The sequence below is a fragment of the Burkholderia sp. Ac-20353 genome, assembly GCF_017104785.1.
Taxonomy (GTDB): Bacteria; Pseudomonadota; Gammaproteobacteria; order Burkholderiales; family Burkholderiaceae; genus Burkholderia.
In genome coordinates, this window is record NZ_JAAGPL010000224.1 from 1 (window position 1) to 12876 (window position 12876).

At 69.1% G+C, this 12876-nt stretch carries 11 protein-coding genes; 4 read left to right on the forward strand and 7 right to left on the reverse strand.

Features of this window, described 5'->3' with window-relative positions; translation table 11 throughout:
* Positions 1 to 883, reverse strand: an 883-nt coding sequence (gene cynR, locus G3N94_RS35150; protein ID WP_205798619.1) for a transcriptional regulator CynR, incomplete at its 3' end; no start/stop codon positions are given.
* A 129-nt stretch (positions 884 to 1012) separates the two neighbouring features.
* Here cynR and G3N94_RS35155 point away from each other — a divergent pair.
* Complete coding sequence (locus tag G3N94_RS35155) at positions 1013 to 2212, forward strand: MFS transporter (RefSeq protein WP_205798620.1); 1200 nt, start codon at positions 1013 to 1015, stop codon at positions 2210 to 2212.
* Between the two features lie 30 nt (positions 2213 to 2242).
* Here G3N94_RS35155 and G3N94_RS35160 read toward each other — a convergent pair whose 3' ends face one another.
* The 4 genes from G3N94_RS35160 to G3N94_RS35175 all read right to left on the reverse strand — a co-directional run bounded on the left by G3N94_RS35160 (position 2243) and on the right by G3N94_RS35175 (position 6879).
* On the reverse strand, positions 2243 to 3301 hold the full coding sequence (locus G3N94_RS35160; RefSeq protein WP_205798621.1) for an L-idonate 5-dehydrogenase: 1059 nt from the start codon (positions 3299 to 3301) through the stop codon (positions 2243 to 2245).
* Between the two features lie 11 nt (positions 3302 to 3312).
* On the reverse strand, positions 3313 to 4269 hold the full coding sequence (locus G3N94_RS35165) for a 2-hydroxyacid dehydrogenase (RefSeq protein ID WP_205798622.1): 957 nt from the start codon (positions 4267 to 4269) through the stop codon (positions 3313 to 3315).
* Positions 4270 to 4344: 75 nt separating this feature from the next.
* Complete coding sequence (locus G3N94_RS35170; protein WP_205798624.1) at positions 4345 to 5814, reverse strand: MFS transporter; 1470 nt, start codon at positions 5812 to 5814, stop codon at positions 4345 to 4347.
* 291 nt (positions 5815 to 6105) lie between these two features.
* Positions 6106 to 6879: an SDR family NAD(P)-dependent oxidoreductase gene (locus tag G3N94_RS35175; protein WP_205798625.1), complete on the reverse strand. Its 774-nt coding sequence runs from the start codon at positions 6877 to 6879 to the stop codon at positions 6106 to 6108.
* A 159-nt stretch (positions 6880 to 7038) separates the two neighbouring features.
* On the opposite strand from G3N94_RS35175, the gene G3N94_RS35180 reads away from it, so the two are divergent.
* Entirely contained in the window at positions 7039 to 7938 is a 900-nt protein-coding gene (locus tag G3N94_RS35180; protein ID WP_205798626.1) for a LysR family transcriptional regulator, read from the forward strand.
* A 90-nt stretch (positions 7939 to 8028) separates the two neighbouring features.
* On the opposite strand, the gene gap is transcribed toward G3N94_RS35180, so the two are convergent.
* Complete coding sequence (gene gap, locus G3N94_RS35185; RefSeq protein ID WP_205798629.1) at positions 8029 to 9039, reverse strand: type I glyceraldehyde-3-phosphate dehydrogenase; 1011 nt, start codon at positions 9037 to 9039, stop codon at positions 8029 to 8031.
* A gap of 89 nt (positions 9040 to 9128) precedes the next feature.
* Positions 9129 to 11201, reverse strand: a complete 2073-nt coding sequence (gene tkt / locus G3N94_RS35190; RefSeq protein ID WP_205798635.1) for a transketolase — start codon at positions 11199 to 11201, stop codon at positions 9129 to 9131.
* A 230-nt stretch (positions 11202 to 11431) separates the two neighbouring features.
* Between tkt and speE the strand changes: the two genes are divergently transcribed.
* Both speE and G3N94_RS35200 read left to right on the forward strand, forming a co-directional pair.
* Positions 11432 to 12289 (forward strand): polyamine aminopropyltransferase, encoded by an 858-nt coding sequence (gene speE, locus G3N94_RS35195; RefSeq protein WP_205798631.1) that lies wholly within the window; start codon positions 11432 to 11434, stop codon positions 12287 to 12289.
* 89 nt (positions 12290 to 12378) lie between these two features.
* On the forward strand, positions 12379 to 12876 hold a 498-nt coding region (locus tag G3N94_RS35200; protein WP_205798633.1), incomplete at its 3' end, for a 16S rRNA (uracil(1498)-N(3))-methyltransferase.

Consider the following 12876-nt stretch of genomic DNA (forward strand, 5'->3'; position numbering starts at 1 on the left):
TCTGCACATCGCGCTGCGCGAGCGTGCGCTCGACGAACGCGCGCGCGGCGACGCTGCGGTACGCGCCCTTGCGCGTCAGCAGCGCAGCCGTGCGCATCGGCAGCGGCGGATCGAGTTCCAGCGCGCACAGATCGCCGCTCGCGCGCGCGATCGCATCGGGCAGCACCGTCGCAAGGCGGCCGCGCCGCACGAGTTCGAGGATCGCGTTGATCGCGTTCACCTCGATCGCGATGCGCGGCCGCGCGCCGTGATCGACGAAATACTGGTCGATGCTCACGCGCGTCGCGAACGCGCGGCTCAGCAGGATCAGCGGCTCGTCACCGAGTTCGGCCGGCGTCAGCGCGCGGCGGCGGCGCGCGAGACGGTGCGTGCGGCCCGTCACGAGCGCGAGCGACTCGTCCCACAGCGGCGTCACGTCGATGTCCGGCAGGCGCGCGGGCGTGAACGCGAAGCCGGCGTCGAGCCGGTCGTCGGCAAGCAGCGCCTCGATCCGCTCCTGCGGCATCGCGTCGATCGTCAGCGTGACGTTCGGATACGCGGTGTTGAACGCATCGACGAGCGAGCTGATCAGGTACGCGGTGAAGGTCGGCGTCATCGCGAGCCGCAACGAACCGCTGCTCAGGTCCGCGACGTCGTGGACCGCGCGCTGCCCCGCATCGAGCTCGTGCAGCGCCGCACGCGCATGCCGCGCATAGGCCTCCCCGAATTCCGTGAGCCGCACCGCGCGGCCCGAGCGGTCGAACAGCTGCACGCCGAGCTGATCCTCGAGCTGGCGGATCTGCTGCGACAGCGTCGGCTGCGACACGTGCAGCACCTCGGCCGCGCGCGTGAAATTGCGCTGCTCGGCGACGGCCAGGAAATAGCGGATGTGGCGAAGGAGCATTGCGGACCTGGTATTGGTTACACCAATCGAATTCATAGCAATCCAGTCTTGGACGCTATGACCGGACGTTCGCATCATACGCACTTCGATGCCGGCAGCCGCCGGCCCGCGCCACTGCTTTCCGGATCCATGAAACCGCACCACGACACCCACCCTACCCTGACGCGCGGCATGACGCTGCTGTTCGCCTGTGCGTGCGGCATCGTCATCGGCAACATCTATTACGCGCAGCCGCTCCTCGCCGCGATCGCACACAGCTTCGGGCGCGCGCCGGCCGAGCTCGGCTTTCTCGTCACGCTCACGCAGCTCGGCTATGCGGCGAGCCTGCTGCTGATCGTGCCGCTCGGCGACGCGCTCAACCGCCACACGCTGATCGTGCGGCTGCTCGTGCTGAACGTCGTCGCGCTGGTGGCGGTCGCGTGCAGCACGAACTTCCACGCGTTCATCGCCGCGAACATCGCGCTCGGCTTCGTGACCTGCTCGACGCAGCTCCTCGTGCCATTCGCCGCGTCGCTCGCCGACGCACGCACGCGCGGCCGCGCGGTCGGCACCGTGATGAGCGGCCTGCTGCTCGGCATCCTGCTTGCGCGCGTCGCGGCCGGCGCGATCGCCGACTGGCTCGGCTGGCGCGCGGTGTACGGGATCGCCGCGCTGATGGTGCTGGGGCTGACCGGCGTGCTCGCGATGAAGCTGCCGAAGGATCGCCGCGATCTGCGCGTCGATTATGCGGCGCTGATGAAGTCGCTCGCCGCGCTCGTGCGCGCGCAGCCGCTGATCGCGCTGCGCTCCGCCTACGGCGCGCTCGTGTTCGCATGCTTCAGCCTGCTGTGGACGGGCCTCACGTTCCTGCTGAGCCAGCCGCCCTATGGCTATACGGAAGGCCAGATCGGCCTGTTCGGCGTGGTCGGCGCAGTGGGCGCGCTCGCCGCGACGTCCGCGGGACGGCTCGTCGACCGCGGGCACGGCAACGCGGCAACCGGCCTGTTCGCGGCCGCGGTGCTCGCATCGTTCGCGCTGATCGCGGCCGGCGCGCACTCGCTCGCGGCGCTGATCGCCGGGATCCTGCTGCTCGACGTCGGCGTGCAGGGGATGCACATCTCGAACCAGAGCGTGATCTATGCGCTCGCCGGCGACGCGCGCAGCCGTGTGACGACGATCTACCTGACGAGCTACTTCATCGGCGGCGCGCTCGGGTCGTTCGCGGCAAGCGTCGCATTCGGCGTCGACGGCTGGCGCGGCGTGTGTGTCGCGGGCGGCGTGCTCGCGGGGCTGCTCATCGCGCTGTGGGTCGCGTCGCAGCGCGTCGGCGCGCCGCAGACGACGCAATAATCTGGGGTGCGAAGCAACGGGCGTTCGCCATCACGCCGCGTCACCCGCGAAATCGATCAGCACCTTCATCGCGCGCCGCCGGTCGCCCGCCAGTTCGAACGCGACGCTCGCATCCCGCATCGGAAACACGCCGGTCACGGCCGGCCGCAGGTCCACCCGCCCCGTGTTGATCAGCTGCACGGCCAGTGCGAATTCCGAATGGAAGCGGAACGATCCGCAGATCGACAGCTCCTTCGCGACCACGACGTTCTGCGGCAGGCTCACGTCGCCGCCGAGTCCGAGCTGCACGACGACGCCGCGCGGCCGCATCACGTCGAGCCCGTCGCGCAGCGCGCGCGCATTGCCCGAGCATTCGATCATTACGTCGAACGTGCCCTTGTCCGCGCCGTAGCGGGCGACCCACTCCGTATCGGTCGCCGCATTGATCGTGCGATCGGCACCGATCGCACGTGCGATCGCGAGCGGCTCGTCGACGACGTCGGTCGCGACCACTTCCGCCGCGCCATGCGCGCGGGCGGCCGCCACCGCGAGTGCGCCAATCGGCCCGCAGCCCGACACCAGCACGCGCCGGCCGATCAGCGGACCGGCGCGCGACACCGCGTGCAGTCCGACCGCGAACGGCTCGGCGAGCGCGGCGATCGACAGCGGCACGTGATCTGCGACCTTCACGCACTGGCGCGCATCGCACACGAGCGCGTTGCGGAATGCGCCCTGCACGTGCGGCATCCGCATCGCGCTGCCGTAGAAGCGCATGTCGAGACACTGGTTCGGCAAGCCTTCGACGCAGTAGCGGCACGCGCCGCACGGCCGGCTCGGATTGACGGCGACGCGATCGCCGACCCGCACCGACGTCACGTCCGGCGCGACTGCGGCCACCGTGCCGGCTACCTCGTGACCGAGCACCATCGGCTGCTGCAGGCGTACGGCCCCGAAGCCGCCATGCCGGAAGTAATGCAGGTCGGATCCGCAGATGCCGCCCATCGCGACGTCGACCCGCACCTGGCCCGGGCCGATCTCGCCCGGGTCCTGCTCCTCGATCCGCAGGTCGTTCGGCCCGTGGATCACGACACACATGCAACGCATACGCATGAAGATTTTCCTCAGACGACCGGCGTCAGCAGCGGCGCGCCGGCAAAGTGCGCGTGCAGATTGTCGCGCACGAGCCAGCCCATCGCCTGACGCGTCTCGACGGTGCCACTCGCATGATGCGGCTGCAGCAGCACGTTCGGCAACGCGAGAAGGCGCGGGTCGATGCGCGGCTCGTTGCGGAACACGTCGAGCGCGGCACCCGCAATCGCCCAGCGCTCGAGCGCGTCGATCAGCGCGGGCTCGTCGACGGTCGTGCCGCGCGACACGTTCACAAGATAGCCGCGCGGGCCGAGCGCATCGAGCACGCGCGCATCGACGAGATCGCGCGTCGACGGCCCGCCCGCGAGCGTCACGATCAGCAGGTCGCACCAGCTCGCCAGCTCGGCGAGGTCGCCGAAGAAACGGTGCGGCGTGTCGTCGTGCGATGCGACGTCGAAGTAGCCGATCTCGACGTCGAAGCCGGACAGCCGTCGCGCGAGCGTCGAACCGATGCGGCCGAAGCCGACGATCCCGACCCGCTTGCCGTACAGGCGCGTGACGAGCGGCATGTCGCCGTCGTGCCACGCGCCCGAGCGCACGTACGCGTCGGCGCCGGGAATCCTGCGCAGCAGCGCGAGCGCGAGCCCGACACCGAGATCGGCGACATCGCCCGTCAGCACGTCGGGCGTGTTCGTCACGCGGATGCCGCGCTCGCGCGCGGCGGCGAGATCGATCGCGTCGGTGCCGACGCCGTAGCACGCGATGATCTCGAGCTTCGGCAGCGCGGCGATCAGCGCGGCGTCCGCGCCGAGATCGCCGCGCGTCGCGATCGCGCGCACGCCGGCGCCATGCTCGGCCAGATACGTGGCGCGGTCGTGCGCGTCCCACAGCCGGTGAACGTCGTAACCGGCGTCGAGCCATTCCGTGTCCCACGGCTGGTAAGGGCCGGTCATCAGCAAGCCGGGCCGGGGGTTCGATTCGTGCGCCATCTGCGCTGCTCCTGTCGAGGTGAGATTGATGAAAGTGACGGGGCCGTCATCGCGATCGGGGCCGAGGCCGGCGGCTCACGCGTGCCGCGCGACGGCGTCGCCTGTGGACAAGGTGGACGCGGCGGATGCATCGGTCGCATCGAGCGGATCGTCGAGATCGCGGTTCAGCGTTTCCGGCATCCGCGACGTGGTGAACAGCGTGATCAGCGTCAGCACGGACAGATACGCGGCGATCGGCACCCACGCGCGCACGCCGGCCGCATGATCGCCGCCGTGCAGCGCGATCACCGTCGCGATGATCGTCGCGCCGACGAGCGGCGCGATGCCGCCCGCGAGCACGGCTGACGCCTCGCGCGAAAACGACACGCCCATGTAACGATGCCGGGCGCCGAACAGCTCAGGCAGCAGCGCCGACTGCGCGCCGAGCATTCCCCAGTTCGCGAAGCCCTGCGCAACCGAGATCGCGATCACGCTCGCGACCACGTTGCCCTGGCTGAAGATCCACCACACCGGAAACGCGAGCGCGAGCTGCAGCCACGCGAACGCGCGATACACGCGCACCCGGCCGAAGCGGTCGCTCAGGCGCCCCGCGAGCGGCACCGTCACCGCGCCGACAGTCGCCGCGCACACCAGCGCGAGCGCGCCGATCGGCCCCTTCATGCCGATCACGCCGGCGAGATAGCTGATCGCGAGCGCCTGGTAGATCGACGAGCCGCCGTTCTCCGCCATCCGCAGCCCGATACCGATCAGCAGCGAGCGCTTCGAATGCGTGACGACGCTCTTCAGCGGGTTCGCCGCAACCTGTGCGCGCTTCTCGAGCCGCACGAAGGTCGGCGACTCGTGCAGCCGCACGCGCATGTAGAGGCCGACACCGACGATCACCGCGCTCAGCAGGAACGGCACGCGCCAGCCCCAGTTGTCGGTCACGCGGCCGATGTTCGCAAGCAGCACGAAATACACGGCGGCCGCGAGCACGGTGCCGAGCTGGATGCCGAGAAACGGCAGCGACGCGTACCAGCCACGCCGGCCGGCCGGCGCATATTCGGTCATCAGCACCGCCGCGCCGGCCTGCTCCGCGCCGGCACCGAGCCCCTGCAGGATACGCAGCAGCACGAGCAGCGCGGGCGCCCAGTAGCCGGCCGTCGCGAACGTCGGCAGCACGCCGATCAGCGTGCTCGCGATTCCCATCAGCAGCACGGTCGCCGTCAGCACGAACTTGCGGCCGATGCGATCGCCGAGCACACCGAACACGACGCCGCCGAGCGGCCGCACCGCAAAGCCGACGAAATACGTGCCGAAGCTCGCGATCAGCCGCATCTCGGCGGTTTGCGCGGGGAAGAACAGCGGCCCGAAGACCAGCGCGGCCGCGAGCGTGTACAGCGCGAAGTCGTAGTACTCGAGTGCGCTGCCGAGCGAGCAGGTCCACGCGGCGCGATTCAGCTGTTTCTCGTCGACGCGGCGCCGCGCGTCGGTATCGGCAGGCGTGCCGGAAGCGGTGGCGGGACGTGCGTCGCGTTCGGCGAGCGGCGGGGAAAGGCGGGCCATCGTTGTCTCCTGTCGGCCAGAGTACGTGCTTTCGCACTTGCTCCGGCCCCATGCTTTGCGATCGACCAGATGTCGGCCTGACCGCGCGCGTCAGCGCCGGTTCAGGTCCGGTGCAAAGCTGTCTCCATTGCGGATCCCGACAGCGCGGACGCGGCCGGGGCGTCGGCCCGCTCGTACGGCGGGTTCCGGGTTTCGGGGTTCGGGCGCGTTACATCGATGCGTGTTGCCGCCGCCTGCCCGCGGCGCCCGTGCGCGCAGGCGGAAGATGCAGAGGGCCGCTCGGACGGCCCGTCAGACGGCGCTCGTCAGCCCGCCGTCGACGAACAGCGTTTGGCCGTTCACGAAATCGGCGGCCGCCGACGCGAGGAAGATCGCCGCGCCGCACAGCTCGTCGACGCGGCCCCAGCGACCGGCCGGCGTGCGCTTGCACAGCCAGTCGGAAAACGCGGGATCGTCGACCAGCGCGCGATTCAGCTCGGTTTCGAAATAGCCGGGCGCGAGCCCGTTGGCCTGGATGCCGTGGCGCGCCCAGTCCGCGCACATGCCCTTCGTCAGCATCCGCACCGCGCCCTTGGTGGCCGCATACGGCGCGATCGACGGCCGCGCAAGCTCGCTCTGCACCGAGCAGATATTGATGATCTTGCCGCGCCCGCGCGTGATCATGTGGCGCGCGACCGCCTGCGCGACGTTGAACACGCCGTCGAGGTTCACGCGCATCAGCGCGTGCCAGTCGTCCGGGTCGAACGCGTCGAGCGGCGCACGGCGCTGGATGCCGGCGTTGTTCACGAGGATGTCGATCGCGCCGACGCGCGCCTCGAAGTCGTCGATCGCCGCGCGTACCTGACCGTGCTCGGTCACGTCGAACACCGCGTAGTCGGCCGCGAAGCCCTGCTCGCGGAAATGCCGCGCGAGCGACGCCGCCTTGTCTTCATTGCGATCGTTGATGACGATCGCCGCGCCCGCCTCCGCGAGGCCGCGGGCGAGCGCCAGCCCGATCCCGCGTCCCGATCCGGTGATCAGCGCGCGGCGGCCGTCCAGGCGGAACCGGTCAAGCGCATTCGTCATAGGTGTCTCCTCGTGCCAGTCGTACCGGCCGCCCGTTGTGGCCGGCCTTGCATTGACCGTATCTTCGGCGCTCGGCAGGAGGTCGCGCCAATGGTCTTTTTTGATGTGGTTATCATGGAAGCTGATCACCGAAATTCGCCGCCTGCCGGCCGGCCCTCCATGGAACTCAAGCAACTGCGCGCGTTCGTCACCCTCGCCGAAGAACTGCATTTCGGGCGCGCCGCGCAGCGCCTGTTCATCGTGCAATCCGCACTGAGCATGCAGATCAAGGCGCTCGAGGAAGAACTCGGCGCGCGGCTGTTCGAGCGCGACCGGCACAAGGTCGAACTAAGCGACACCGGGCGCGTGTTCCTGCCCGAAGCGCGGGCGACGCTGCAGCAGGCCGCGCGCGCCGAGCAGCTCGCGCGGCTGTCGAGCCGCGGCGAGATCGGCACGCTGCGCATCGCGTTCGTGTCGTCGGTGCTGCCGGCGCTGCTGCCTGCGGTGCTGCGCGTGATGCGTGCGCGCTATCCGCTGATCACGCTCGAACTGAAGGACATGCCGACGCCCGACCAGGTTGCGGCGCTGCGCGACCGCCGGATCGATTTCGGGATGATTCGCCTGCCGGCCTCGTATGCGGGCATCGACACGCGCGTGGTGCTCGAGGAGGGGTTCGTCGTCGCGCTGCCGCTCGAGCATCCGCTCGCTGCGCGCGACACGGTCGCGCCGGCCGACCTGCGCGGCCATCCGGCGTTCGTGCTCGCGCGCCGCTATGCACCCGGCTTTCACGACGACATGCTGCTCGCGCTGAGCCGCGCGGGCACGACGCTCGAGATCGCACAGGAGTTCGGCGAGTTCACGACGATGCTCGCGCTCGTCGCGGCGGGGATGGGGATCGGGCTGATCCCGACGGAAGCGGCGAGCGCGCTGCCGCCGAACGTGCTTGCGCGGCCGCTCGATCTTGCTGGCCACCGGACCGGCATCGGCCTTGCGTGGACCGATCTCGACAGCCCGGTGAAGCGTGCGTTCGTCGCCACGCTCGAGCAGGTCGCGGCGGATGCGCAGCGCGCGGATCGCTGACGGCGATAAAAAAGCCCGGTCGGCAAAAGCCGACCGGGCCCGATCGCGACCGACGCCAGCCGCCTCGCGGCGGCCGTGCGTCGTGCGGGATTACTTCGCGTTCGCGAATGCGACAGCCGTATCCAGCATGCGGTTCGAGAAGCCCCACTCGTTGTCGTACCAGCTCGACACCTTGACGAGACGGCCCGACACCTTGGTCAGCGTCGAGTCGAACGTCGACGAAGCCGGGTTGTGGTTGAAGTCGATCGACACCAGCGGCGCATCGTTGTAGCCGAGGATGCCCTTCAGCGCGCCTTCCGACGCTTCCTTCATGATCGCGTTGACTTCCTCGACCGTCGTGTCGCGCTTCGCGATGAACGACAGGTCGACGATCGACACGTTGATGGTCGGGACGCGGATCGCGTAGCCGTCCAGCTTGCCGTTCAGTTCCGGCAGCACGAGGCCGACCGCCGAAGCCGCGCCCGTCTTGGTCGGGATCTGGCTGTGCGTGGCCGAACGCGCGCGGCGCAGGTCTTCGTGGTAGACGTCCGTCAGCACCTGGTCGTTCGTGTACGCGTGGATCGTCGTCATCAGGCCGGTTTCGAGGCCGATCTTGTCGTTCAGCGGCTTGACGAGCGGCGCGAGGCAGTTCGTCGTGCACGATGCGTTCGAGATCACGGTGTGCTCGGCCTTCAGCACGTCGTGGTTCACGCCGTAGACGATCGTCGCGTCGACGTCCTTGCCGCCCGGCGCCGAGATGATCACCTTCTTCGCGCCGCCCTTCAGGTGCGCGCTCGCCTTTTCCTTGGTCGTGAAGAAGCCCGTGCATTCCATCACGACGTCGACGCCCAGCTCGCCCCACGGCAGTTCTGCCGGGTTGCGGTTGGCCAGCACGCGGATCCTGTCGCCGTTCACGACCAGGTAGTCGCCGTCGACCGACACTTCGCCCGGGAACTTGCCGTGCGCGGTGTCGTACTGGGTCAGGTGCGCGTTGGTCTTCGCATCGCCCAGATCGTTGATCGCAACGATCTCGATGTCGTGCTTCTTGCCGTTCTCGTAGAACGCGCGCAGCGTGTTGCGGCCGATGCGGCCGTAGCCGTTGATTGCGACGCGAATCGTCATGGTCTATCTCCTGATGGCTGAAAAAAATTCGTTTCGTGCAGCTTCACGGTGCGACGCGCGCCTGGGGCCGGCGCACGTCGCGAATGCTTTTAGGCCAGCACGGCCTTGGCCGTCTCGACGACGTGCTCGACGGTAAAGCCGAAGTGCTTGAACAGCACGCCGGCCGGCGCCGATTCGCCGAACGTGTCGATCCCGACCACGCCGCCTTCGAGGCCGACGTACTTGTGCCAGAAGCTCGTCACGCCCGCCTCGATCGCGACGCGGCGCACGCCGTGCGGCAGCACGCGTTCACGGTATTCGGCGTCCTGGCGGTCGAACACGTTGGTCGACGGCATTGACACGATGCGCGCTGCGATGCCCTGCTGCGCGAGCGGCGCGACGGCCTTCATCGCGAGCTCGACTTCCGAGCCCGTCGCGATCAGGATGATCTTGCGCGCGACGATCTCTTCGTCCCAGTCCTTCAGCACGTAGCCGCCCTTCTCGATGTTCGCGATCTGCGCGTCGGTGCGCGGGTTGAACGCGAGGTTCTGGCGGCTGAAGATCAGGCTCGACGGACGATCCGCGGCGATTGCGTGGGTCCATGCGACGGCCGTCTCGACCGTGTCGGCCGGACGCCACACGTCGTGGTTCGGAATCAGGCGCAGGCTCGACACGTGCTCGATTGACTGGTGCGTCGGGCCGTCCTCGCCGAGGCCGATCGAGTCGTGCGTGAACACGAAGATCGACGGCACCTTCATCAGCGCGGCGACGCGCAGCGCGTTGCGGCTGTAGTCGGAGAACGTCAGGAACGTGCCGCCGAACGGCTTGTGGCCGCCGTGCAGCGCGAGGCCGTTGATCGCGGCGCTCATGCCGAACTCGCGCACGCCGTAGTTGATGTGGTTGCCGTACTTGACGCCCGGGCCGTCCGTGTTCGCGCGGACCGCCTTCGACGCCTTCCAGTTGGTCAGGTTCGAGCCGGTCAGGTCGGCCGAGCCGCCGAGCAGTTCGGGCAACGCCGCCGCGAGGCCTTCGATCGCCTGCTGCGACGCCTTGCGGGTCGCGACCGTTTCAGCGCGCTCGTTCGCGCCGGCGACGATCGCCGCGGCCTTCGCGGCCCAGTCGGCGGGCAGCTTGCCGGCCATCCGGCGCTCGAACTCGGCCGCTTCCGCCGGATACTGCGCGCCGTATTGCGCGAACGCCGCGTCCCAGTCGGATTCGCTGCGCTTGCCGGCTTCCTTCGCATCCCATGCCGCATAGACTTCCTGCGGGATCACGAACGGCTCCCACGTCCAGCCGAGTGCCGCGCGCGTCTTCGCGATTTCTTCCGCGCCGAGCGCCGCGCCGTGCACGTCGTGGCCGCCCGCCTTGGTCGCCGCGCCCTGGCCGATCACCGTCTTGCAGCAGATGATCGTCGGCTTGTCCGACAGCTTCGCCTTTGCAATCGCCGCGTCGACCGCGTCGACGTCATGGCCGTTCACGTTCGGGATCACGTTCCAGCCGTACGCGTCGAAACGCTTCGGCGTGTCGTCGTGGAACCAGTTGACGACGTCGCCGTCGATCGAGATGCCGTTGTCGTCGTACAGCGCGATCAGCTTGTTCAGCTTCAGCGTGCCCGCGAGCGAGCAGGCTTCGTGCGAGATGCCTTCCATCAGGCAGCCGTCGCCGAGGAACACGTACGTGTGGTGATCGACGATCTTCGCGCCGTCACGGTTGAACTCGGCGGCCATCAGCGCTTCGCCGAGCGCCATGCCGACCGCGTTCGCGAGACCCTGGCCGAGCGGGCCGGTGGTCGTCTCGACGCCCGGCGTGATCCCGTATTCCGGGTGGCCCGGCGTCTTCGAGTGCAGCTGGCGGAAGTTCTTCAGCTCTTCCATCGGCAGGTCGTAGCCGGTCAGGTGCAGCAGCGCATACAGCAGCATCGAGCCATGGCCGTTCGACAGCACGAAGCGGTCGCGGTCCGCCCAGTGCGGGTTCGCCGGATTGTGCTTGAGGTGGCGCGACCAGAGCGCGACGCCGATTTCGGCCATGCCCATCGGCATGCCGGGGTGGCCGGAGTTCGCTTGCTGGACGGCGTCCATCGCGAGCGCGCGGATCGCGTTGGCCATCAGGGTGGTGGAGGCGGGAGACGAAGTCGTCATGTCGAGTCCGGAGAACGAGTCGAGAAAACGGGGCACGTGCGGTATCCGGAAGCTCGCGGGCCGGCCGCTCCCGGCGCGAAGTGCGGCGCCAGACGGACGCGAAGCGGGCGGAGCCAACGGACGAGGCTGCAAAGCTCGTCATTTTAACAGATGGGCTGACATTTCCCTTCCTGACGGTCGGTGTTCCGGCACGGTTTTCCGTCAAACTTCGCGCCCGCGATGTCCGGCCTTCTATAATTCAGAAATTGGAACCGCCCGCCCCGCGCGGCCCGCCCGTGAGCACCACGCTTCTCTTTCATCCAACACCCGACTCCGCGTACGGCTTCCCGCATGCGCGGCGGCTCGCGCACGTCGCGTCCCCGCACCAGCAGATCGAGGTGTGGGAAACACCGCAGCTCGGCCGCCTGTTCACGCTCGACGGCCGGCCGATGACGTCCGTCGGCGACGAGTACATCTACCACGAGTGCATGACCCACCCGGCCGCGCTCGCGCATCCGGCGCCGCGCAAGGCGCTCGTGCTCGGCGGCGGCGACGGCGGCGCCGCGCGCCAGCTGCTCAAGCACGCGTGCATCGAGCGGATCGTCGTCGCGGAGCTCGACGACGAGGTCGTCGGGATGGCACGCCGCTACCTCGACGACGTGCACCAGGGCGCGCTCGACGATCCGCGTGTCGAAGTCGTGATCGGCGACGCCGCGCACTTCGTCGAGTCGACCGTCGAGCACTTCGACCTCGTCGTGTTCGACCTCACGCCGCCGGACTCGCCGGCGGCCGGCCTCTATACGCGCGACTTTTACAAGCACCTCAAGCGGATCCTGACGCCGTGCGGCGCGATCACGATGCATCTCGGCTCGCCGGTGTTCCACGCGCCGCGCATCGCCGCGCTGCTTGCCGACCTGCGCGCGAGCTTCGCGGTCGTCGACCCGCTGTCCGCGCACGTGCCGCTGTACGGCTCGGTCTGGCTGATGGCGATCGCGAGCGACACGCTCGACGCGGCGTCGCTGTTCATGCACGACATCGAGGAACGCCTCGTCAATCGCGGTATCGACGGGTTGCGTTACTACGACGCGCGGCTGCACGCGTCGCTGTTCGCGCTGCCGTGTGCGCTGCGCGATACACTGGGCGTTCGCCGCTGAACCTTCGCGCCGTCGCGGCGCGCCGCTTTACCCCCGCAGCCTTGCATCGGATCGGAGCCTGCACGCCGATCAACCGCGTATCTCGAATCATGAACGAAGCCACTACTACCGCGGCCGTGCCGCGCTTTTTCGTCGACGCGGCATTGCGCGCCGACGCCATGCTCACGCTGCCCGCCGACGTCGCGCGCCATGCGCAGGTGCTGCGGCTGCAGCCAGGCGACACGCTCGCGCTGTTCGACGGCACCGGCGGCCAGTACCGCGCGCAGCTCGTCGAGATCGACAAGCGCAGTGCGATCGCGCGGCTCGATGCGTTCGAGCCGACCGAAGCAGAGCCGCCTTACCGCGTGACGCTCGCGCAGGGCATCGCCGGCGGCGACAAGATGGATTGGGTGATCGAGAAGGCGGTCGAGCTCGGCGCCGCGGCGATCGCGCCGCTGTCGACGTCGCGCGGCGTCGTGCGGCTGTCGGGCGAGCGTGCGGAGAAACGCGTCGCGCATTGGCGCGGCATCGTGCGCGCGGCGTGCGAACAGTGCGGACGCAACCGTGTGCCCGACGTCGCGCCGGTGCGCGGCGTCGACGCGTGGCTC

Coding starts and splice junctions, on each gene's coding strand:
- G3N94_RS35155 (WP_205798620.1), top strand. CDS start 1,013: ATGAAACCGCACCACGACACCCACCCTACCCTGACGCGCGGCATGACG.
- G3N94_RS35160 (WP_205798621.1), bottom strand. CDS start 3,301: ATGCGTATGCGTTGCATGTGTGTCGTGATCCACGGGCCGAACGACCTG.
- G3N94_RS35165 (WP_205798622.1), bottom strand. CDS start 4,269: ATGGCGCACGAATCGAACCCCCGGCCCGGCTTGCTGATGACCGGCCCT.
- G3N94_RS35170 (WP_205798624.1), bottom strand. CDS start 5,814: ATGGCCCGCCTTTCCCCGCCGCTCGCCGAACGCGACGCACGTCCCGCC.
- G3N94_RS35175 (WP_205798625.1), bottom strand. CDS start 6,879: ATGACGAATGCGCTTGACCGGTTCCGCCTGGACGGCCGCCGCGCGCTG.
- G3N94_RS35180 (WP_205798626.1), top strand. CDS start 7,039: ATGGAACTCAAGCAACTGCGCGCGTTCGTCACCCTCGCCGAAGAACTG.
- gap (WP_205798629.1), bottom strand. CDS start 9,039: ATGACGATTCGCGTCGCAATCAACGGCTACGGCCGCATCGGCCGCAAC.